This window comes from Streptococcus mitis (assembly GCF_946188695.1).
Lineage (GTDB): Bacteria > Bacillota > Bacilli > Lactobacillales > Streptococcaceae > Streptococcus > Streptococcus mitis_DF.
This window is the reverse complement of sequence record NZ_CAMHWI010000005.1, coordinates 1-21,493: the sequence shown is the minus strand read 5'-3', so window position 1 is coordinate 21,493 and position 21,493 is coordinate 1. Positions and strand designations below refer to the sequence as shown.

21 protein-coding genes and 3 pseudogenes are annotated in these 21,493 nt (G+C 35.0%); 13 read left to right on the top strand and 11 right to left on the bottom strand.

The features are described 5' to 3' along the window. The first annotated feature begins 55 nt into the window (after positions 1-55). Both rpsD and N8L33_RS03415 read left to right on the top strand, forming a co-directional pair. On the top strand, positions 56-667 hold the full coding sequence (gene rpsD / locus N8L33_RS03420) for a 30S ribosomal protein S4 (protein WP_000092756.1): 612 nt from the start codon (positions 56-58) through the stop codon (positions 665-667). Positions 668-893: 226 nt separating this feature from the next. Then, a pseudogene (locus N8L33_RS03415) lies at positions 894-2,150 on the top strand (ISL3 family transposase). Between the two features lie 35 nt (positions 2,151-2,185). Here N8L33_RS03415 and N8L33_RS03410 read toward each other — a convergent pair. The 4 genes and pseudogenes from N8L33_RS03410 to N8L33_RS03395 form a co-directional block, all read right to left on the bottom strand. Continuing rightward, positions 2,186-2,443 (bottom strand): annotated as a pseudogene (locus tag N8L33_RS03410) (tyrosine-type recombinase/integrase); the annotation flags it as partial. Positions 2,444-2,938: 495 nt separating this feature from the next. Next, positions 2,939-3,151: a hypothetical protein gene (locus tag N8L33_RS03405; protein WP_261058427.1), complete on the bottom strand. Its 213-nt coding sequence runs from the start codon at positions 3,149-3,151 to the stop codon at positions 2,939-2,941. A gap of 30 nt (positions 3,152-3,181) precedes the next feature. Then, a complete protein-coding gene (locus tag N8L33_RS03400) occupies positions 3,182-3,391 on the bottom strand; it encodes a CPCC family cysteine-rich protein (RefSeq protein WP_001044017.1) in 210 nt (69 codons plus the stop codon). Between the two features lie 214 nt (positions 3,392-3,605). Then, positions 3,606-3,791: pseudogene (locus N8L33_RS03395) on the bottom strand (CPCC family cysteine-rich protein); the annotation flags it as partial. A gap of 486 nt (positions 3,792-4,277) precedes the next feature. On the opposite strand from N8L33_RS03395, the gene N8L33_RS03390 reads away from it, so the two are divergent. Continuing rightward, entirely contained in the window at positions 4,278-4,565 is a 288-nt protein-coding gene (locus tag N8L33_RS03390) for a type II toxin-antitoxin system RelE/ParE family toxin (RefSeq protein ID WP_314725979.1), read from the top strand. Positions 4,566-4,898: 333 nt separating this feature from the next. Here N8L33_RS03390 and N8L33_RS03385 read toward each other — a convergent pair whose 3' ends face one another. Beyond that, a complete protein-coding gene (locus tag N8L33_RS03385; RefSeq protein WP_261058426.1) occupies positions 4,899-5,687 on the bottom strand; it encodes a hypothetical protein in 789 nt (262 codons plus the stop codon). Between the two features lie 327 nt (positions 5,688-6,014). On the opposite strand from N8L33_RS03385, the gene N8L33_RS03380 reads away from it, so the two are divergent. The 4 genes from N8L33_RS03380 to N8L33_RS03365 all read left to right on the top strand — a co-directional run bounded on the left by N8L33_RS03380 (position 6,015) and on the right by N8L33_RS03365 (position 9,728). Further along, a complete protein-coding gene (locus N8L33_RS03380) occupies positions 6,015-6,788 on the top strand; it encodes a hypothetical protein (protein ID WP_261058425.1) in 774 nt (257 codons plus the stop codon). Positions 6,789-6,801: 13 nt separating this feature from the next. Further along, positions 6,802-8,307 carry a serine/threonine-protein kinase gene (locus N8L33_RS03375; RefSeq protein ID WP_261058424.1) on the top strand — a complete coding sequence of 502 codons (1,506 nt, stop codon included), beginning with the start codon at positions 6,802-6,804 and terminating at the stop codon, positions 8,305-8,307. Positions 8,308-8,323: 16 nt separating this feature from the next. Further along, a complete protein-coding gene (locus N8L33_RS03370; RefSeq protein WP_261058423.1) occupies positions 8,324-8,974 on the top strand; it encodes a hypothetical protein in 651 nt (216 codons plus the stop codon). Positions 8,975-9,053: 79 nt separating this feature from the next. Continuing rightward, the gene (locus tag N8L33_RS03365) at positions 9,054-9,728 is read left to right on the top strand and encodes a hypothetical protein (protein ID WP_261058422.1); all 675 of its coding nucleotides are present in this window, start codon (positions 9,054-9,056) and stop codon (positions 9,726-9,728) included. Between the two features lie 82 nt (positions 9,729-9,810). Here the strand turns inward: N8L33_RS03365 and N8L33_RS03360 are convergent, their stop codons facing one another. The 5 genes from N8L33_RS03360 to N8L33_RS03340 all read right to left on the bottom strand — a co-directional run bounded on the left by N8L33_RS03360 (position 9,811) and on the right by N8L33_RS03340 (position 13,064). Next, the gene (locus N8L33_RS03360) at positions 9,811-11,067 is read right to left on the bottom strand and encodes a hypothetical protein (RefSeq protein ID WP_261058421.1); all 1,257 of its coding nucleotides are present in this window, start codon (positions 11,065-11,067) and stop codon (positions 9,811-9,813) included. A gap of 287 nt (positions 11,068-11,354) precedes the next feature. Continuing rightward, on the bottom strand, positions 11,355-11,504 hold the full coding sequence (rpmG, locus tag N8L33_RS03355; RefSeq protein ID WP_001265622.1) for a 50S ribosomal protein L33: 150 nt from the start codon (positions 11,502-11,504) through the stop codon (positions 11,355-11,357). A gap of 15 nt (positions 11,505-11,519) precedes the next feature. After that, positions 11,520-11,702, bottom strand: a complete 183-nt coding sequence (gene rpmF / locus N8L33_RS03350; RefSeq protein WP_000290417.1) for a 50S ribosomal protein L32 — start codon at positions 11,700-11,702, stop codon at positions 11,520-11,522. A 151-nt stretch (positions 11,703-11,853) separates the two neighbouring features. Beyond that, entirely contained in the window at positions 11,854-12,054 is a 201-nt protein-coding gene (locus tag N8L33_RS03345) for a type II toxin-antitoxin system antitoxin (RefSeq protein WP_000796544.1), read from the bottom strand. 2 nt (positions 12,055-12,056) lie between these two features. Continuing rightward, positions 12,057-13,064: an SPFH domain-containing protein gene (locus N8L33_RS03340; RefSeq protein ID WP_261058420.1), complete on the bottom strand. Its 1,008-nt coding sequence runs from the start codon at positions 13,062-13,064 to the stop codon at positions 12,057-12,059. 191 nt (positions 13,065-13,255) lie between these two features. Here N8L33_RS03340 and N8L33_RS03335 point away from each other — a divergent pair, with 191 nt between their 5' ends. From N8L33_RS03335 to ilvD, 6 genes are all read left to right on the top strand, one after another. Next, a complete protein-coding gene (locus N8L33_RS03335) occupies positions 13,256-15,286 on the top strand; it encodes a BglG family transcription antiterminator (protein ID WP_261058419.1) in 2,031 nt (676 codons plus the stop codon). A 3-nt stretch (positions 15,287-15,289) separates the two neighbouring features. Further along, a complete protein-coding gene (locus N8L33_RS03330; RefSeq protein WP_000912474.1) occupies positions 15,290-15,574 on the top strand; it encodes a PTS sugar transporter subunit IIB in 285 nt (94 codons plus the stop codon). Positions 15,575-15,586: 12 nt separating this feature from the next. Beyond that, entirely contained in the window at positions 15,587-16,933 is a 1,347-nt protein-coding gene (locus N8L33_RS03325; RefSeq protein WP_261058418.1) for a PTS ascorbate transporter subunit IIC, read from the top strand. Between the two features lie 3 nt (positions 16,934-16,936). Beyond that, positions 16,937-17,794, top strand: a complete 858-nt coding sequence (locus N8L33_RS03320; protein WP_033682908.1) for a transketolase — start codon at positions 16,937-16,939, stop codon at positions 17,792-17,794. After that, on the top strand, positions 17,791-18,723 hold the full coding sequence (locus tag N8L33_RS03315; protein ID WP_261058417.1) for a transketolase family protein: 933 nt from the start codon (positions 17,791-17,793) through the stop codon (positions 18,721-18,723). The genes N8L33_RS03320 and N8L33_RS03315 overlap by 4 nt, the downstream gene beginning before the upstream one ends. A 232-nt stretch (positions 18,724-18,955) precedes the next feature. Further along, positions 18,956-20,659: a dihydroxy-acid dehydratase gene (gene ilvD, locus N8L33_RS03310; RefSeq protein WP_261058416.1), complete on the top strand. Its 1,704-nt coding sequence runs from the start codon at positions 18,956-18,958 to the stop codon at positions 20,657-20,659. Between the two features lie 256 nt (positions 20,660-20,915). Here the strand turns inward: ilvD and N8L33_RS03305 are convergent, their stop codons facing one another. Then, on the bottom strand, positions 20,916-21,257 hold the full coding sequence (locus N8L33_RS03305) for a metal-sulfur cluster assembly factor (RefSeq protein ID WP_001204052.1): 342 nt from the start codon (positions 21,255-21,257) through the stop codon (positions 20,916-20,918). Positions 21,258-21,493 lie beyond the last annotated feature (236 nt).

Genomic DNA, 21,493 nt, shown 5'->3' with positions numbered 1-21,493 from the left:
GCTTTCTAAGTGACTATTTCCACCGAAATATTATTTATATCAGGAGGACATTCACATGTCACGTTATACAGGACCATCTTGGAAACAAGCTCGTCGCCTTGGCCTTTCACTTACAGGTACAGGTAAAGAATTGGCACGTCGTAACTACGTACCAGGACAACACGGACCAAACAACCGTTCTAAATTGTCAGAATACGGTTTGCAATTGGCCGAAAAACAAAAACTTCGTTTCACTTACGGTGTAGGTGAAAAACAATTCCGTAACTTGTTCGTACAAGCTACAAAAATTAAAGGCGGAATCCTAGGTTTCAACTTCATGCTTCTTTTGGAACGTCGTTTGGATAACGTTGTTTACCGTCTTGGTCTTGCGACTACTCGTCGTCAAGCTCGTCAATTCGTAAACCACGGTCACATCCTTGTTGACGGAAAACGCGTTGATATCCCATCATACCGCGTAACTCCAGGTCAAGTGATCTCAGTTCGTGAAAAATCATTGAAAGTTCCAGCTATCCTTGAAGCAGTAGAAGCTACTCTTGGACGTCCAGCATTCGTATCATTCGATGCTGAAAAATTGGAAGGTTCATTGACTCGCTTGCCAGAACGCGACGAAATCAACCCAGAAATCAACGAAGCACTTGTCGTTGAATTCTACAACAAAATGCTTTAATTTTAAGATATATCTTACAGAAAGCCTACAACAGTGGGCTTTTTGCTTTGTCTTAAAAGGTTGATTTCTGGGTTTGTCATCATTTTTGTCATCACTTATAACGGCTCTATAATATTTGTAGTGGGTAAATCCCCTATAGATATTATGGAGCCTATTTTTGTGTAGAAAAAAAGTCCCATAAGATCTATAATGAAAAGCGACCAAACAACTCATTGGAAAGATTCATATGGAACAATTACATTTTATCACAAAACTACTCGATATCAAAGACCCAAATATCCAATTTATGGATATCATCAATAGGGATACACACAAGGAAATCATCGCTAAACTGGATTATGAGGCTCCATCTTGTCCTGATTGCGGAAGTCAAATGAAGAAATATGACTTTCAAAAACCCTCTAAGATTCCTTACCTTGAAACTACTGGTATGCCTACTAGAATCCTCCTTAGAAAACGTCGATTCAAGTGCTATCATTGCTCGAAAATGATGGTCGCTGAGACTTCTATCGTCAAGAAGAATCATCAAATCCCTCGTATTATCAACTAAAAGATTGCGCAAAAGTTGATTGAAAAAACTTCTATGACCGATATCGCTCATCAACTGGCTATTTCAACTTCAACTGTCATTCGCAAGCTTAATGACTTCCGTTTTAAGCATGATTTTTCTCGTCTTCCAGAGATTATGTCTTGGGACGAGTATGCCTTCACTAAGGGAAAGATGAGTTTCATTGCACAAGATTTTGATAAGCTCAATATCATCACTGTTCTTGAGGGTAGAACACAAGCTGTCGTCCGAAATCACTTTCTGCGCTACGATAGAGCTGTTCGTTGTCAGGTGAAAATCATTACTATGGATATGTTTAGCCCTTACTATGACTTAGCTAAACAGCTTTTTCCATGTGCTAAAATCGTTCTCGACCGCTTTCACATTGTCCAACATCTCAGCCGTGCTATGAGTAGTGTCCGTGTCCAAATCATGAATCAATTTGAGCGAAAATCCCATGAATACAAGGCCATCAAACGCTACTGGAAACTCATTCAACAGGATAGTCGTAAACTGAGTGATAAACGATTTTATCGCCCTACTTTTCGTATGCACTTAACGAATAAAGAGATTTTAGACAAGCTTTTGAGCTATTCAGAAGACTTGAAACACCACTACAATCTCTATCAACTCTTGCTTTTCCACTTTCAGAACAAGGAGCCAGACAAATTTTTCGGACTCATTGAGGACAATCTTAAACAGGTTCATCCTATTTTTCAGACTGTCTTTAAAACCTTCCTCAAGGATAAAGAAAAGATTGTCAACGCCCTTCAACTACCTTATTCTAATGCCAAATTAGAAGCGACTAATAATCTCATCAAACTTATCAAGCGAAATGCCTTTGGTTTTCGGAACTTTGAAAACTTCAAAAAACGGATTTTTATCGCTCTGAATATCAAAAAAGAAAGGACGAATTTCGTCCTTTCTCGATCTTAGCTTTTCTTCAACCCACTACAGTTGACAAAGAGCCCTTATAACGAACTAACAGCTTTCTCATAAAATGAGACGGCTATTTTTGCTTTTTCTTTGGAGAGATGACTGTAAGTGTCCATAGTCATAGCCAGTGTAGAATGACCTAGACGGTGTTGTAATTCTTTATATGGTATTCCAGAGTTTAGCAAGAGACTAGCGTGTGTGTGTCTAAAACCATGGAATCCAATATTAGGTACACCAGCATGTTTGAAACGTGTGTTTAAACGTGTTGCTAGTGTTTTATTGTTTGGGTATTGAGGAAATTAGAGAAGTTTAAAAGTCTATCATTTTAAATTTGATGTTTACAAAATGATAAGCAGATAAGCAAAGCAATAACTTGCCTTAATTGCTTGCATAATGACAAGGAGATAGGAGAGATAAAAATGTCTCTTAATTCCTTACCAAATAGTATGGAGAATGGACTTGAACCAAGAGCGAACATCGAGAAAATGTAAAAAAGCACTTAGCATAATCTAAGCGCTCGAGAGTAGTGGACGGTGTGCCTGTCCCGTCATCTCATACTATGAAGTTGCGTAGCGACACTATCATTTCTACCTCACTTCTCTTTAAACTAATTATATCATAAAGGAGTGGCAGCTTGACCACTGACGAAGCAGAAAAGAAACAAAAAGTATTAAAAATTTTGAAAAAGCAACTCAGAGACTAGACTTAGACTTGAAGATAAGTGATTGTATGATGTACGACGTGAGATATTCGCAAGACGATTTATAGATAGATTAAAGCTATTTCAGTTATATGAGGTACTGGTCGATTTTATCAGTAATTTCAACTTTCTTGATTTCATTTTCAAAGAGTTTAACCCATCTGGTTCCAGAATTAACGGATAATCCATCAAGTTCTTCATCATAGACATCTTTGTCTTCGTAAAGAGCTACGCCTTTAAATATTTGGCCATCAATATCGGTGATTCTGACAACCTTGTTATTAAATTCTTTAAGTTCCATCAGTCTCTCCTTTCGTGGTACTATAGTCTGTTATATTATTGGAATTCCCTTAACATACGCTTCTTTAGCCTCCGCAAGTGTCATTTTATTAGGACCACCATCTATATTAGTTTCTCCTGTATTTTGCCATTGACAAACATCACAGATATCATATACTGCTGTAACAGTACCACATACTGGACAATGGACATATTCGCTACCGTTAATAATGATTAAATTCTCTTTTCCAGTTTTATTCATTTAAGGTTACTCCCAACACTATACAAATATATTAGCTATTTCAATACACTAATTTTTCAATATCATTGATTGTAATTGTTATGGTATCCCAGTCTTTCGGGGAATCTCCTATGTCAGCAATAAAAGTATCTTCACTTAACTTTTCGACAATTGTCGCTGTTTGACCGTTTTTTAACAACACTGTATCAAATTCTCGAATTTTTACGATTTTTCTCCTTGCGTAAGCTTCTTTGGCTTCAGCTAGAGTCAATTTATTTGGGCCACCGTCAATATTTATAATACCAGTATTATGCCAACGACAGACGTCACAGATATCATAGTCCATAACTTCAGTTCCGCAAACAGGACAATGTAACCATAGATATCCATCAATTTCCCACGTATCTTTTGATTTATCCATATAAATCCCTCCTCCATAAATTCGCCAACCCAGTTTTTTTGGTGAACCGTGGGTATCAACCCACCTTTCCATCATTATACTGCAAACCGAGAGGGATTGCTAATAATTGAGTGTGTATTCCAGATGTGGTATGATAGTATTATTAGGTAATAAAAAAGCACGATTGATTGTCCTTTTGTGGGGGCTTTTGTGGTTGAAAAGTGTTAGAAAAGGTGTATAATATAGATAAAGAATAGAAGTAGAGAAATATCGGGAACTACGCACCCTTGGGGTATCTGAAAAGCGGGGGATTCCCGTCCCGCCTATTCCAGCACCTAGAGAAATCTAAGTGCTTTTTTGATATGAGTTATTTTTGCCTTTTATATACTACGTGATATAATGAACCTATCAGCAATAAAAAAGCACGTTTGACCGTGCTAGTTTCTTGCCTGCTGAACTCATCATTTTAAGTTCCTTTTTGTTACCCTTTATGTTTTCTCAACTTATTTGAATTTAATAGTTTTTGAGAAAATCAAGTTAGATTTAGAGCAGGCAGGAGCAAACACAGTTAAGAATATTCTTTATGGTTTGAAGCGGCTTGAAGTTTTTCCAGAAGCAGGATTTGATGCTGATGAAAGATTAGGAGGTATTACATACCTACCCCACAAAACTCGATGCATTATTTTAGGCGATTACCTAGCTTTCTATCATATTTTAGAGGATAGAAAAGAAGTCTTTGTATCAGATATTATTCATGGTAAACAGGACTACATCTGCTTGTTCAAGAAAAAATAGCGCCTATAAGTGAGCCTGCGTTTTGGTTTCCGAAAATGTTCCGAGAATTATTTTTTCTTCCTAAAATATAATGTTGCTTAAATTTGTTTTTTAAGACGATTGTCACGCGAAAAAGTAAATTTGATTGATAATTAAAATCTTTGATTTTATCGTGTTTCTAAGATATATTTTAAAATATTCACGCGAAAATCACGCGAATATTTGTAATCAAAATTCAATTGAAAAATGTAGTCAAAAATATAGTCATTCGAATGATTTTTATTGCAATGTACTGAAATTAACAAAAGAAAGACTATTGTCCCATACTTACAGGGTTTTATGAAGAAGTTTAATTTATAGTTGAATTACCTTTAATAGCTTAGAATGGATTATTTTCCCATTAAAAAATGATGATTTTTTCTCAATTGTAGAGATAAAAGCTATTCTTGCAAGAACGGAATTCTCCATAGAGTTATTTACGTCTAAATCTTTTTCACAAGGAATAAAATTAATATCATCTGATAAGTGATTGAAAACATTTGTTGGAATTTTTAGACTACATAGAAAATTGGTAGTTTCATCATTACGAAAAATTCTCAGATAGAAGTTGTCCCACTTATCTTGCGCTATAAACAATCTGCATTCTCCATAGTACATTACTAGGTGGTCAGATTCTTCCATTTTTCGTAACTGTAATGACCTTCTAGGCAAGTATTTTCTAGTCCTGTTTTCATTTGTCAATTCGTAATTCTCATCATCACCTTCATCAACATCATCATTAGGATTCTGATTTTGAGGTAGATCTAGCAAAGCTACTCTGTCTTCTAAAATACGTTCTAATATTTGTTCAGCTCTCTCAGGAGTAATTTGATCATAGAATACTCTTAATTCTCGTTTTGTTGCAGAATTAAGTAGGTACTCGCAATTTTCGGTATGATGTGAGTTTGGATAAGCAGAAAGGTAAATCCCATTACTATTCTCTTTTATAGATAATCGGACTAGTTGGCAGCCAGGACATAGTAGCTGACCTCTGTATTTGTTGCTTGTTACTTGTTTGTTTTTATAGAATTCCTCTTCTAGTACGTAAAGTTCAAGCACTTCATTGTTGTACATACAATACTGATATTTATTTGTTTCAGGCATAATTATTCCTTTCTAGTTATATAGATAAATACATACATCGCATAGATTAATATACATAGCATATCACAATGAATAAAAAAAGTCTAACAAATAGGTTAGATGTTGCTAACATTCAACATAGAGTATATGAAATGCTAGCCAAAAGATCATGGTGATTAATATGTCTAGGATATCTCTCGTACGTTCTAATATATTAAGTTTGTTCCATAAGATTTTATTATTTTTGTTATTAATAATTTTTTGAACGACGTATAATTAATTAGAAATAATTGTTTATTATTACCAAAAATCTAAATCATAACATATTAATGGTATAGAGAAACTACTATGGAAGAGAATCTAAACCTTAATATTGATCCACGAATAAAATTTAAACTGCTACCACCGGCTACTATTATTAAAAACTTTGTTGACGGAGAGCCTGATTGTAATTATGAGAATTATTTGCTAGAGCTACTTAATAGATCATCTCATTTTAAAGAAAAAGGACACTCTCTTTTCTCTAAACTGTTAAATGAAAATAATGGTCAATGTGATACAATATCGAAAAATTATGAAATAGACTTTAAACTATTATCATCTAGCACTAGATTACAAGCTAGTCATTTGTTTTCTCCGGGCATTAGCAATTATGGCAATGGTATAATTGGTATTCATGAAAGTAAAAAGAAATTCGGTGAAGTAAAAGCTACTAAGATTCATGTTGCATTCCGAACAAGATATATATCAGAGCTCACTCGATTAAGGGAAAACTTTTTAAATATTAGAAATTATGGTATTGAAAGAGATATCATAAAAGTGTTGAAAATGCTTGAAAAACAGAAAAACCTTTTATTATTTTTTCCATATTCGTTTGAGCTAATTGATATACTCGAGACAAATAATTCGGATGATATTATTGTAAGCGCGTTAAATTATGATTTCCACTCACTATTTGAATACAGAAGTTTAAAAGCGAAGGGATTTGATACCTATTTTGTAACTATATTTCAAGATAGATTTTATATTTTTTCTATTCTTGACGATACCCTCTGTTTAATTGAGAAAGTAGATTGTATGTTACTGCCAACATTTATTAAATTAAAGAATTACCATCTATAAGGAGGACGAGTTATTGATCAATCCAGATTTTTACAAAAGACTAGCAAAGATATTCTGTGGAGATGAGATAGAGCTATTTACTTATAAATCAGGGCCTCAGCTAGTTTCTTTTTTCAATACCCATTTCCATACCCAAGATAGTTATGGACAGGGTTTTCCTACAAGATGGATATATGTGAATTACAAGCTGTTGGACTTTTCATCTAGAGGCATTATCAATTCATTTTTCAACCTTATACTCAGCAAACAATATCTTTTAACAGAGCGTCAGATAAGTGAAGTGGATGCTTTAGAGCATCAGCAGAAAATAATAAATGAATTAGATAAAATTTGTTCTGTTTATTCTTTAAAACTCTCAAGAAGAGGAAATGAATTTTATTTAGTAGAAATTGATTTAGATTTAGTTGAGATTGGAAAGGGAGGCTTTGCTGATATTTATTTCCAAAAATCTACAGGATTAGTGTTAAAAAAACTAAATGAGGAATCTGTTAGACGACAATCGTTGAGAAGTAGGTTAAAAAGAGAGTATGAAATAACTAAATCTTGTTCAGATATTGGAAGTATTGTTCAAGTATTTGATTTCGATAGTAGTAATTGTTCATACACAATGGAAAAAGCTGATTATACATTGGCAAATTACATTAAAGAAAGTGAGCTTACAGAGGATTCTAAGCTCAATATATTGCGTCAAATACTTTATACTATGGCTCTCGTCCACCAAAGAGATGTTCTTCATAGAGATTTAAGTCCGACCAATGTTTTTTTCGTGAATGGGATAATTAAGATTGCTGATTTTGGTTTAGGAAAAAACCTAAACACTCTGACATCTCATCAAACAATGGATACAACTTCCTTTGGTCAACTCTTTTATTGCGCACCAGAGCAATTAACGCTTTTAAAAGATGCTGATAAACGAAGCGATGTGTATTCACTAGGACGTATTATTAATTTTGTTATGACTAAGAATCCTAATATCTTTTCTCATTCACTTCGTTCTATTAGTGAAAAAGCTACGAATTTAGAACCTGATTATAGGTATCAAGATGCTGCTGAAATGTTGAGTGCATTAAATGCATGGTTGAGAATTAGAAGCGACGAAACTTTTAAGAAAACAATATGGGAAAAAATTGACCGCGGTATTTTTGATGACGATATAGAAAACTATATTTATGAAATGCCAGCAAGAGAGTTATGCCAAGCATGTATTAAAAAAAGTAATGTTTTTATTGAAAGCTTAATGATTTTTATGAAGTTAGATGATACACACGCGATTTATATCATTCAGACGATTCATTCTAACTACGAGCAATATTTGAAACGATTTGAAGATGCAGATCCTTTCGCTTCCCTTTCTTATAGAGTTTTAAAGGGACAATTTTCCTTCAACGTTAATGAAGTGGCTGCTCAGATTTTACGCTATATAGCCTATGAAGTTGGGCGCTTTTCTGCTCAGCATAAGATAGATTACTTGATTGAAAATGGAATTGAACCAATGATTGAATCCATATTAGAAAGATAGATTAGGAGGAAATCTAATGACAAATGATGAGTATTTCAATGAAATAGAGACATATTTCAATAAATTAAGAGAATATCGTGAAGAATCAAAGAGAATAGCTGAAGGTATTGTTGGTGAAAATCTTACTGAAGATGATATATTTTTTCTTTCAGCACTTAACAGACGAGTTCAATTTATTGATGGAATAATAGACTTATTAAGAACGAGAAATCTGACTTGTGCAGGAATTTTAGTACGAACACAACTTGATAACCTTATGAGAGTTTTCGCGGCTTTTATATCAGAAGACAGAAGATTATTTATTAAAGAGACTTTAAGTGGTAAAGCTATTAGAAATTTGAAAGATAATCAAAACAGAAAGATGACTGATGCCAATCTTAAGGAAAGGATATCGGAGTATTATCCTGAGATTAAAGAAATTTATAATAAATCATCTGGTTATGTTCATTTGTCTGAAGTCGCATTTCATGAAGCTTTTTGGACCGAATGTTTTGAAAAAGGAGACAAAATTAAATTTTCAGTTGGATTGCCCCCAAGAGAAAAACTAAATCCTATTTTAATTGAGTGTGCTGAAGTATTCTGTCACTTTACAGAGATTGAATATGATTTTTACCAAAAAATCATTGATTCAAAAAAAGTTTTTGATAATAAACAAAAAGAGATTTAAAAATTAATGTAAAATATATTGAAATTGAAATATCAATCTTGATAAAAATAGAAAAATCAATAATAAGGTAAAATGAATTATGACGACAGAGAATATAGATTCAAAAATCACATTAATGTCAATTACTCGTAATAGATATGGTGATGAGTTAAACATTCGTGATTGGAATTGTGAGTTTAAAAAATGGGAATTGCAGTTGATTTTAGATGGTCAATATTATAAGTTTTTGAATAAAGTAAAAAGGGATTATAGAGTAGACCAAAAACCTATATATCGGGAAAATCCAATAATGTGGAAGGTTATACTTAGAAAAAAACCAAACGCTAACTATTTCGTTTCTAGCCTAAATATTATTAATCATAATATTACTGAAATAGATTCTATTTCAGAAGAGAGTGTTAAGGACAAAGGGCATTTTATTGCCGATTCATTTGATAAATTCCTACTTACAGAGGATGAACTTAAGGAAAATAAATACGAGGTTCAACAATTTTTTGGTCTAGGGAACAAGAGCAATATCTCACCTCAAGATTTTAGAGCTAATCGAAACTCCAAGGAATATGCTGGACAGTTGAGATTTGAGCAAAAAGTGAGAAAGTATCTTGAGAAAAGTACTAATGCGAATGAAGAAGTTTATTATGAAATTGAGGAAATTAAGATAGAAGAAAAGGTATTAGGTCGCAGAATATTCATTCATTGGAATCAAAGTGATGAAGCTGATATTCATGTATTTATTCCAGAAGACCGTGATTGAGAGTTTATACGTATATTAAAAAGAGCAATATTGCTCTTTTTTGATTTTAGACGTATTGCTTATTTGTAATTTTTCCATTTGGCTATAAGCTATCTTTTTCAATTATTTTTACATCAATTCGAGGTAGTAATTTTGTAATTTCATAAAAAGCAGACTCTTTCATATCCATAAATTTTCTATAGTTTGGAACTGATATTACATTTCCATCGGTTATTCCTCCACCTATTGGTCGTAACTGACAATAAAAGAAATTATTTTCTAGATTTTCCATAACTTTATTAGCTAAATCTTCTCCCTTTGCTTCTTTAAATAATTTTCTAAACAATTTCTCCCATGCTGCATCATATTTACGAAAAACAAAAACCGGTTTTTGTGATTCCTTATTATATAAATATTTATAGATTCTTCTCAGTACAATGAACGCACCCAACTTAGATAAGTCTGAATTGAGAATAATCTTTTCACCAATGCCATTTTCACCTAAATCAGGTTGAGCACATGAAAAAGGATAAATTTCTAAATTACATATTTGTTGAGCAATATTTTCAATTTCCTTTTGCTTTCCTTCCAGTTCTATAAAATCTAATACCTTATTTATCTGAATAAGTTGAGAATAATACTCTCTCAAATAGTAATAATTTTCTAACAGATTTTTTTGACTTTTTTTAGACTTGTTTTTGAAATCGAACTCAGATTTTAAATCAAACATATGTTTAATCTCACTCATTAAATTGCTTTGATTACTATAAATGATATCTTTGACGTCTTTAATACTTTTTAATTTATATCTTCTTTCTATAATTGATTTAATATCAATTTCCTTTTCTTTATATCCTTTTAAGATCTTTTTGATATTTTTAATAGTTTTCTTTTTTTCAGTACCAGCTATCAAAATCTCGGTTTTTCCATAATATCCTTTTAGGCTTGTTTCCTCGAGACCTTTATCAATTTGATTATCTTGATAAGCCCCTAAATAGCCTCTAGGATTTTCCAAACAGTGGAAAATAGTAGCTGTATCTATATCTCCATGAAAATGAGTTGGAATTTGGTAGCGCATATTCAAATGACTACCTGCTTTTTCTATTTCTTTTTTTAAGTCATCTGATAGAATCTTCAGCCAAGAGAAGTCCATAGTTGTTTCAGACTTCTCAACTTTTTTTATAAATTCATTAATCAGATTGTTACCCTTATCTTGATGCCAAGGGCTAAACTGTTCTAAAAAAAATTTCTTATCTTTAAAGTAAAAAATCTCTACGTTGTCTTGGGGTATGATTTCTTTAAAATAATCTTCTAAATCTAATTTTAATTGTTCCAAATCTTGATCTTCATGATTTTTCATGATATGTCCATCCTACTTTATTGATTTATTACTATTAATTCTTTAAACCTATTATACTACAGTATTTCTACATTGGTTCAAAATCAATTTTCTAGAAATTGAAGAATGTATTACATTTAATTTTGTTGTGAAGTTAGTTCTTCCTGTTTCTTATATATCCGAATATCTAATTTATTTCACAAAAAATGTAGTTATTTGAATGATTTTTATTGAAATGTACTGAAATTAACCAAAAGAAAAAACGCTTGAATCAGCGTTTTTCTTCTGTATTGATTCGTATTGAATGCTTACTTAACTTCTGTAAACACAACGTGTTTGCGAAGTTTTGGTGAGTATTTCTTCAATTGAAGACGGTCTGGAGTGTTACGTTTGTTTTTAGAAGTAAGGTACAAGCGTTCACCAGATTCTTTGTGTTCAAGTGTAATATTTACGCGCATGGTATCTCCCTTCTATTATTCAGCTGATGCAGCTTTAGCGATTTTACGTCCTTTGTAGTATCCTTTAAGTGATACACGGTGAGAACGTGAGTAATCTCCAGTAGTTTCGTCAAAGTTTACAGATGGAGCTGTTACTTTGTAGTGTGTACGACGTTTGTTTTTCTTCGCTTTTGAAGTGCGACGTGCAGGTACTGCCATTTTGATTTCTCCTTTAGGTATTTATATTCGATTCAATCTACTGATTTTCATCAACCATACTAGGATAACACATTTTTTTTGTAAAGTAAAGTTACTTGACAAAAAAAGATGAAAAAATTCTCCCGTCCGACCCAGCAGACAGGAGAAGGTGTTAAATATCAATCTCAAATGGTTCATCAATGGTTTCTGATACGTATTTTCCGTCTTTCTTCCGTTGTTTGACACATTCTGTGAGGAGATATTCGATTTGCCCATTGACTGAACGAAAGTCGTCTTCTGCCCATGATGCGAGTGCAGCGTATAACTTTGTTGAGAGTCGAAGGGGGATCTGCTTTTTTTTAGCTTCAGCCATCTTTAGTAAAGACTTCCTGTGTTGACAATTGGTTGTGCATCATGATTGCCACAGAGAACGACTAGGAGATTTGAAACCATGGCAGCTTTTCGTTCTTCATCAAGCTCTACCAATTCCCCTTCATTGAGACGTTCTAGTGCCATTTCAACCATTCCTACAGCACCGTCGACAATCATCTTCCGGGCATCAATAATGGCAGATGCTTGTTGACGTTGAAGCATGACGGCAGCAATTTCTGGAGCGTAAGCTAGGTAAGTAATACGTGCTTCAAGGATTTCCAAGCCAGCATCCTCAACACGACTTTGGATTTCTTCACGAATACGGTTAGCTACAATTTCACTAGAGCCACGAAGACTACCTTCATCAGCTTGCCCGTCACCTGTAGTATCTACATTAGGAGACACATCGTAAGGGTAGATGCGGACAATATTACGAAGGGCGCTATCACATTGCAAAGAGAGATATTCCTTGTAGTTATCAACGTTGAAGACTGCCTTAGCGGTATCGACAACTCTCCAAGTTACCGCGATACCGATTTCTACAGGATTTCCTAGACAATCATTGATTTTTTGGCGAGAATTGCTCAAGGTCATGACTTTGAGGGAAATCTGTTTCTTACCAATTTCAAGATTTACATCATTGCCATTTGATGATTTCATCCCTGAAAAAGGAGATTTCGTGCTAACGTCACCACTTTGTCCAAGTCGAGTGTGGTTTGCAGGGTTAACTGCTACGCTGAAGGGATTGACAAAGTAAAAACCAGGTTCTTTGATGGTACCTGTATAGTTACCAAAGAGTGTAAGAACCAGAGCCTCCTGAGGTTTGACAACTTTTAAACCAGCATGAGCTAGGCCTGCAATTAAGCTTAATAAAAGTCCGATAATAATTCCGAAAACGTTTTCCGAACCAGCACCCATTATAAGTATAAAGATACCAAGTACGAGTGTCAACTCAATGAGAATCAATGCGAATACACCATTTGGTTTTGAATTGATGAGTTTTTCAGTCATAAGAATGACCTCCTGCTATTTGATATCTAAATGATATCACTTTAATTTATAAAGTCAATAGAAAGTTGAAAAATAATTAATAAAAAGTTTCAGCCCAATAATTACTTGTAGGAGGTGAGATTATATTGTGCTGAAATACTCTTTTATTCTTATAACTTTTACACTATAATTGTAGTTAGAAAGGAAGAGAAATGTTTGATTATAGAGCACTAGTTATTTTGATGACTTTGATGGATCATTGTGAGCTATCATTATATGAATTATCTGTTAAGGTGAGCTTACCTATAAAGGAAGTCAAAGAAGGAATAGATTATTTAGTGCCTTATCTAGCTAATAAAGGGATAGTGCTGGATAAAAAACAAGGTCGCTATAGTTTATCAAATCGTACGAAGCAGTCTTTGACAGATATTATTAAGTCGGATGAATTGGTTTTACCAAAGTCGACTCGCTTAGCATTAATCTATCTTTACACTTTTTGCCGATTAGATTTTATATCGAATAATCATTACCAAGACTTTTTGAAAGTAAGTAAGAATACAACCTTATCTGATATTCAATCATTAAGAAAGATTATGTTAGATAATGATTTGGAGCTAGGGTACAGTAGAGCAAAAGGTTATACTTTACACGGTTCAGAGTGGAATAAGCATCGTTTAGCTTTTCAAATGGTTAGTGAGCTGCTGGAATCCTCCATAGGGATTTGGGGTTTGGATTATGTTTTATCCAGTTGGGGGTATTCATTAACTTATGATTTGATTGATCAGGTGGTTAAAGATTATTATGAAAAGCTACAGATAGTACCTATTGTTAATCAATTAAAAGTTTGCCTTTTCGGTTTAGTATTCATTGTATGTAGGTATCAAAGAGATGTTGAAAGAGTATATCTTTCAGAGACATTAGTATCTCCTACTATTCAAGATATAACGACTATTTTATTGGATACAGTAGTTGATTTGGGAATTATAGATACGGTGTTTTCAGAGGATGATTATCGCTATATCACAGTTTTATTATCAAGTTGCTTTGAAGGGGAAGTAGATGTTGCTCCGGTTTACTTTAATCAATTAACAGAGGCTATTATAAGTAGAATGGAAGATATTTCTTTGTTACATTTTAAACAAAGGGAAGTATTGAGAGAAAATCTTCGCCGCCACCTTATACCGGCTTACTATAGATTAAAGTTCGGCTTACCTAGTTCAAATGAATATGTGTTGCATGTTAAAGAACATTATCCTGATTTATTTGAACTAGTAAAAGATTCTTTGACTCCCTTGATGGACGCTATTGACAAGCCCATACCTGATAGTGAAACAGCATATTTTGTTATCCATTTTGGAGGTTATTTAAAGAAAGCAGATACTTTGCCTCAAAAATGTTATAAAGCAGCAATTATCTGTCCTAATGGGATTAGTTCTTCATTGATGTTAAAAGAGAATCTATTAGCATTATTTCCTCAAATTGAGTTTATAGGAACCTCAAAGATTGATGATTTACAGGCGAAAACTAGTAGTGACTATGATATGGTTTTTTCTACTATAAAGGTAGAAACAGAGAAGCCAAATTATCTAGTTTCTGTTATGATGACGGAAGAGCAAACAACGCAGTTAGTTGAATTGGTATCAAAAGATTTCCCAGATACAGGTTATCGAGATATTGAGCTTAATCAGATAATTAGCATAGTAAGACGATATAGTATAATCACACAAGAATTAGAGTTAAAATTAGCATTAAAGAGGTATCTCTATCAAGAAATGAACAGAAAGGAAGTGTTACCATTGTTAGAAGAATTAATTACAAAAGAGACTTATCAGGTTAGTTCGGAAAAATTAGGATGGAAGGAGGCAATTCGTTTAGCAGCTAAACCACTTTTGGATCAAGATAAGATAACTGAGAACTACCCTGAGGCAATGATTCAAAAAGTAGAAGAGTTTGGGCCTTTTATTAATTTAGGGAAGGGAGTAGCAATTCCTCACGCTCGGCCAGATGAAGGTGTGAATGAAATAGGAATGTCAATGTTAGTTTTGGAAGAACCGATTTATTTATTGGATGATCCGGAACAAGAGGTAAGATTGTTGATTTGTATTGCAGCCATTGATAATGAGAGTCATTTAAAGGCTTTGTCACATTTAACAACAATTTTAAGAGATAAAAATCATGTTCAAACTTTAATATCATCAAAAAACTATGATGACATTGAAATGATAATTAAACAGGAGGATTAGATAATGTTAAAAATTGGTACAGCTTGTGGTTCAGGATTAGGTTCAAGTTTTATGGTACAGATGAATATTGAATCTGTATTGAGTGATTTGAATGTTTCAGATGTAGAAGTTGAACACTATGATTTAGGTGGAGCAGATCCAAATGCAGCTGATATTTGGATTGTTGGTCGTGATCTAGCTGATTCAGCTAGTCATCTTGGAGATGTTCGTATCTTAAATAGTATTATTGATATGGACGAACTACGAGAATTAATTACTAAAATTTGTGAAGAAAAAGGACTTATATAGGAGGCTAGCGTCATGATGAAGTTCATATTGGATATTGTTAGTACACCAGCTATTTTAGTAGCTTTAATTGCAATCTTAGGATTAGTTCTTCAGAAGAAGAAATTACCTGATATTATTAAAGGTGGAATTAAGACCTTTGTTGGGTTCTTAGTTGTATCTGGTGGTGCAGGAATTGTACAAAATTCTTTAAATCCATTTGGTACCATGTTTGAACATGCTTTTCATTTATCTGGAGTTGTTCCGAATAATGAAGCAATTGTAGCTGTAGCTTTAACAACATATGGCTCAGCTACTGCAATGATAATGTTTGCAGGTATGGTGTTCAATATCTTAATCGCTCGTTTTACTCGATTCAAATATATCTTTTTAACAGGGCACCACACTCTATATATGGCATGTATGATTGCGGTTATTTTATCAGTTGCTGGCTTTACAAGTTTGCCTCTTATCTTACTAGGAGGATTAGCACTCGGTATTATTATGAGTATTTCCCCAGCATTTGTGCAAAAATATATGGTTCAATTAACTGGAAATGACAAGGTGGCTTTAGGTCATTTCAGTTCTTTGGGATATTGGTTGAGTGGTTTTACTGGTAGCCTTATCGGTGACAAATCAAAATCAACAGAGGACATTAAATTTCCAAAGAGTTTAGCTTTTTTACGTGATAGTACTGTTAGTATTACTTTATCCATGGCAGTTATTTACATTATTGTAGCTATCTTTGCAGGGTCAGAATATATAGAAAAAGAAATCAGTAGTGGTACAAGTGGTCTAGTTTATGCTTTACAATTAGCAGGTCAATTTGCAGCAGGGGTATTTGTTATTTTAGCAGGTGTTCGCCTTATTTTGGGTGAAATTGTTCCAGCCTTTAAAGGTATTTCAGAGCGTCTTGTACCTAATTCAAAACCTGCTTTGGATTGTCCGATTGTTTATACTTATGCACCTAATGCAGTTCTAATTGGATTTATCTCTAGTTTTGTTGGTGGTTTAGTAAGTATGGCAATTATGATTGCTTCAGGAACAGTTGTTATCTTACCAGGCGTTGTGCCTCATTTCTTCTGTGGAGCGACCGCAGGTGTCATTGGGAATGCATCTGGTGGTGTTCGAGGAGCCACTATTGGAGCATTTTTACAAGGTATTTTAATCAGTTTTCTTCCAGTCTTTTTAATGCCAGTTTTGGGAGGACTTGGTTTCCAAGGATCAACTTTCTCAGATGCAGATTTTGGTCTATCAGGAATTGTTTTAGGAATGTTGAATCAATTTGGCTCACAAGCAGGCATTATTATTGGTCTTGTTCTTATTCTAGCAGTTATGTTTGGAGTATCCTTTATTAAAAAGCCATCTGCAAAGGAGGAATAAGGGATGATTTTAAGTGAAAATAGAGAAGATGAGTTAAGAAAATTTGCAACGAAAATCCGATTAAATACTCTTAGAACATTGAATCATCTTGGATTCGGCCATTATGGAGGGAGTCTGTCTATAGTAGAAGTTTTAGCGGTGCTTTATGGTGAAATAATGCCAATGACTCCAGAAATATTTGCATCACGAGATAGAGATTATTTTGTTTTATCCAAGGGTCATGCTGGACCAGCTTTGTACAGCACACTCTATTTGAATGGTTTCTTTGACAAAGAATTCTTATATTCTTTAAATACAAATGGAACCAAATTACCGTCTCATCCTGATAGAAATCTAACGCCGGGCATAGATATGACAACTGGCTCTCTAGGACAAGGAATTAGTGTCGCAACCGGACTTGCATATGGTCAGAGAATAAGAAAAAGTCCCTTTTATACATATGCCATTGTTGGAGATGGTGAGTTAAATGAGGGACAATGTTGGGAGGCTATACAGTTTGCTTCTCATCAACAGTTATCTAATTTAATTGTATTTGTAGACGATAACAAAAAACAATTAGATGGTTTTACAAAGGATATTTGTAATCCAGGAGATTTTGTAGAAAAATTCTCAGCATTTGGATTTGAATCCATTAGGGTCAATGGTTCAGATATTAGAGAAATTTATGAAGGGATTGTTCAATTAAAACAGTCAAATAATTCATCACCTAAGTGTATTGTATTAGATACTATTAAAGGTCAGGGGGTTCAAGAGCTGGAAGAAATGAAATCCAATCATCATCTCCGCCCTACTGTAGAGGAGAGACAAATGTTAACTTCAGTTGTAGAAAGATTAAGTCAGGAATTGGAGGAAACAGAATGATGAGAAGTACGAAAGAATTACGACATGTGTATAGAGATTTCCTTCTAGAAGCTAACCAAAGTTACTCTGATATAGTAGTTTTAGAAGCAGATTTGTCAAGTTCGATGGCTACTAATAATCTTGAAAAGGACTTTGGAGACCGTTATGTGAATGTTGGGATTATGGAAGCAGAAATGGTAGGCCTTGCAGCAGGTTTATCTATTCAGGGTTTTAGACCTTATCTTCATACATTTGGCCCTTTTGCTTCACGAAGAGTATTTGATCAATTATTTATTTCTCTTGGATACGCACAATTGGATGCCACTGTGATTGGATCAGATGCAGGAGTAACTGCAGAAATGAATGGTGGGACACATATGCCATTTGAAGAAATTGGATTGTTACGTTTAATTCCTAAATCAATCATTTTCGAAGCAACTGATGATATCCAATTTCGTGAAATCTTGAACCAGACATTAGACTTAAAAGGACTAAAATATATTCGAACAATTAGAAAAGCTCCAGAGGCTGTATATCAAGGTGGAGAAGATTTTTCTAAAGGCTATATTGAGTTAAGACACGGTGAAGATGTTGTAATAGTTGCTTCTGGCATAATGGTTGCTCCAAGTATTCGAGTTGCGGATGAACTGTCTAAATTAGGTTATTCAGTAGGTGTCATAGATTTATTTAGAATCAAACCAATACCAGAACAAATAAAAACAATGTTAAGTGGAAAAACTATATTTACTGTAGAAAACCACAATCAGATAGGTGGAATTGGCAGTGCTTTATGTGAATTATTCTCTGACGATGGAACAACAAAAATTCATCGGATGGGTGTTCAAGAAAGATTCGGTCAAGTAGGGAAAATGGATTATCTTCTTAATGAGTATGGTTTGAGTGAATCGAATATAAAAGAGAAAGTTCTAGAGTTTTATAATGCAAGATAGATGTTAAATACACTTATCTGAAAGAATTTCTGTGAAAATTACATTACGTTATTTAAAGAAAGCGGATTACAAAGCATATTCTGGTCACCAGAAAGTGCACTAATCCGCTTTGTTGTTTTTAATTTTAAATATTTCATATGTATATAGAATTTTCTGAAAATTCAAGAATTTTCTTCTGTTCATTGCTTTTAAAATGTGCTATAATAGTAAAAACTGAAATGGGAGGGAACAAATGACTGAATTAGATAAACGTCACCGCAGTAGCATTTATGACAGCATGGTTAAATCACCAAACCGTGCCATGCTTCGTGCGACTGGTATGACAGATAAGGACTTTGAAACACCGATTGTGGGAGTGATTTCAACTTGGGCGGAAAATACGCCATGTAACATCCACTTGCATGATTTTGGGAAATTAGCGAAAGAAGGTGTCAAATCTGCAGGTGCTTGGCCTGTACAGTTTGGAACCATTACCGTAGCGGACGGGATTGCCATGGGAACGCCTGGTATGCGTTTCTCTTTGACATCTCGTGATATCATCGCGGACTCCATCGAGGCGGCTATGGGTGGTCACAATGTGGATGCCTTTGTTGCTATCGGTGGCTGTGACAAGAACATGCCTGGTTCTATGATTGCCATTGCCAATATGGATATTCCAGCTATTTTCGCCTATGGTGGGACTATTGCACCGGGAAATCTTGATGGTAAAGACATTGACTTGGTTTCTGTCTTTGAGGGAATCGGGAAATGGAACCACGGTGACATGACAGCTGAGGACGTGAAACGTCTTGAATGTAATGCTTGCCCTGGCCCTGGTGGCTGTGGTGGTATGTATACTGCCAATACCATGGCGACTGCTATCGAAGTTCTAGGGATGAGTTTGCCAGGCTCTTCATCTCACCCAGCTGAATCAGCTGACAAGAAAGAAGATATCGAAGCAGCAGGACGTGCTGTTGTTAAGATGCTGGAGCTTGGTCTTAAACCATCAGATATCTTGACTCGTGAAGCCTTTGAAGATGCCATTACTGTGACTATGGCTCTCGGTGGTTCTACAAATGCCACTCTTCACTTGCTTGCTATTGCCCATGCCGCAAATGTTGACTTGTCACTTGAGGACTTCAATACAATCCAAGAACGCGTTCCTCACTTGGCCGACTTGAAACCATCTGGTCAGTATGTCTTCCAAGACCTCTATGAAGTCGGTGGTGTGCCTGCGGTTATGAGATACCTCTTGGCAAATGGTTTCCTTCATGGCGATCGCATCACATGTACTGGTAAGACTGTTGCTGAAAACTTGGCTGATTTTGCAGACCTTACACCAGGCCAAAAAGTCATCATGCCACTTGAAAATCCAAAACGTGCAGACGGTCCGCTTATCATCTTGAAAGGGAACCTCGCTCCTGATGGTGCGGTTGCCAAAGTATCAGGTGTTAAGGTGCGTCGTCACGTTGGACCAGCTAAGGTCTTTGACTCAGAAGAAGATGCGATTCAGGCTGTTCTGACAGATGAAATCGTTGATGGCGATGTTGTCGTTGTTCGTTTCGTTGGACCTAAGGGTGGTCCTGGTATGCCTGAGATGCTGTCACTTTCCTCCATGATTGTTGGTAAAGGTCAAGGAGACAAGGTTGCCCTCTTGACAGACGGACGTTTCTCTGGTGGTACTTATGGTCTGGTTGTTGGACATATCGCTCCTGAAGCTCAGGATGGTGGACCGATTGCCTACCTCCGTACAGGTGATATCGTTACGGTTGACCAGGATACCAAAGAAATTTCCATGGCCGTATCCGAAGAAGAACTTGAAAAACGCAAGGCAGAAACAACCTTGCCACCGCTTTACAGCCGTGGTGTCCTTGGTAAATATGCCCATATCGTATCATCTGCTTCACGCGGAGCCGTTACAGACTTCTGGAATATGGACAAGTCAGGTAAAAAATAAACTTAAAAAGCAAGCCAATCTCGGCTTGCTTCTTTTCATCTTCAAAAGTGATTTGCCTGCTTAGACTCAATAAAAATCAAAGAGCAAACTAGAAAGCTAGGCGCAGGTTGCTCAAAACACTGTTTTGAGGTTGTGGATAGAACTGACGAAGTCAGCTCAAAACACCGTTTTGAGGTTGCAGATAGAACTGACGAAGTCAGTAACATCTATACGATAAGGCTAAGCTGACGTGGTTTGAAGAGATTTTTGAAGAGTATTAACGAGGTGGTAGTCCAAGGGCAATACGGCCGTAGCGACTGATTCGTGTGATCTTCCAGGCAGGCGACCAGGTAACTTCAACCTTGACATCTTCGATACCCTCGATTTGTTTCAGACCTGCAACGATTTCGATAGGCAAACTTTCTGCACAATCGCAAGCAGTATCAGTGAAGGTCATGACAATCTTGCAGAGACCTGTTTCATCCAGATTAATTTCATAAATCAGTCCTAGATTGTATACATCCAATTCCACATCTGTATCAAAAACCTTCTCTAGTTTTTCGATAATTTGGTCTTGTAAGGCCAAAGCACGGTCATTGATTTTGATATCGTCTCTCATAACAGTCCCTCCACATGATAAATATCCTCTATTTTCTCATAATTCTGACAATTTGGCAAGTTTTTGATGAATTTTCTGAAAAATATGATAAAATCGTAACTTCTAAAAGTAACTTCCATCTCTCTCCCAAAACTGGAAGTTAGTCTCAGACGACGAATGATGCTAGAATTAAGTCTGAGACTTTTCGTGAGGAGGCACCTCATGACGAAAAAACAAAAACATCTCACTCTAGAAGA

Bases quoted from the DNA above. Each gene is read 5' to 3' on its own strand.
- N8L33_RS03340 (WP_261058420.1), bottom strand. From the start codon at position 13,064: ATGACTGAAAAACTCATCAATTCAAAACCAAATGGTGTATTCGCATTG.
- ilvD (WP_261058416.1), top strand. From the start codon at position 18,956: ATGACTGAATTAGATAAACGTCACCGCAGTAGCATTTATGACAGCATG.
- N8L33_RS03330 (WP_000912474.1), top strand. From the start codon at position 15,290: ATGTTAAAAATTGGTACAGCTTGTGGTTCAGGATTAGGTTCAAGTTTT.
- N8L33_RS03365 (WP_261058422.1), top strand. From the start codon at position 9,054: ATGACGACAGAGAATATAGATTCAAAAATCACATTAATGTCAATTACT.
- rpmG (WP_001265622.1), bottom strand. From the start codon at position 11,504: ATGCGCGTAAATATTACACTTGAACACAAAGAATCTGGTGAACGCTTG.
- N8L33_RS03320 (WP_033682908.1), top strand. From the start codon at position 16,937: ATGATTTTAAGTGAAAATAGAGAAGATGAGTTAAGAAAATTTGCAACG.
- N8L33_RS03370 (WP_261058423.1), top strand. From the start codon at position 8,324: ATGACAAATGATGAGTATTTCAATGAAATAGAGACATATTTCAATAAA.
- N8L33_RS03400 (WP_001044017.1), bottom strand. From the start codon at position 3,391: ATGAATAAAACTGGAAAAGAGAATTTAATCATTATTAACGGTAGCGAA.
- rpsD (WP_000092756.1), top strand. From the start codon at position 56: ATGTCACGTTATACAGGACCATCTTGGAAACAAGCTCGTCGCCTTGGC.
- N8L33_RS03325 (WP_261058418.1), top strand. From the start codon at position 15,587: ATGATGAAGTTCATATTGGATATTGTTAGTACACCAGCTATTTTAGTA.
- N8L33_RS03380 (WP_261058425.1), top strand. From the start codon at position 6,015: ATGGAAGAGAATCTAAACCTTAATATTGATCCACGAATAAAATTTAAA.
- rpmF (WP_000290417.1), bottom strand. From the start codon at position 11,702: ATGGCAGTACCTGCACGTCGCACTTCAAAAGCGAAGAAAAACAAACGT.
- N8L33_RS03385 (WP_261058426.1), bottom strand. From the start codon at position 5,687: ATGCCTGAAACAAATAAATATCAGTATTGTATGTACAACAATGAAGTG.
- N8L33_RS03360 (WP_261058421.1), bottom strand. From the start codon at position 11,067: ATGAAAAATCATGAAGATCAAGATTTGGAACAATTAAAATTAGATTTA.
- N8L33_RS03345 (WP_000796544.1), bottom strand. From the start codon at position 12,054: ATGGCTGAAGCTAAAAAAAAGCAGATCCCCCTTCGACTCTCAACAAAG.
- N8L33_RS03335 (WP_261058419.1), top strand. From the start codon at position 13,256: ATGTTTGATTATAGAGCACTAGTTATTTTGATGACTTTGATGGATCAT.
- N8L33_RS03405 (WP_261058427.1), bottom strand. From the start codon at position 3,151: ATGGAACTTAAAGAATTTAATAACAAGGTTGTCAGAATCACCGATATT.
- N8L33_RS03305 (WP_001204052.1), bottom strand. From the start codon at position 21,257: ATGAGAGACGATATCAAAATCAATGACCGTGCTTTGGCCTTACAAGAC.
- N8L33_RS03315 (WP_261058417.1), top strand. From the start codon at position 17,791: ATGATGAGAAGTACGAAAGAATTACGACATGTGTATAGAGATTTCCTT.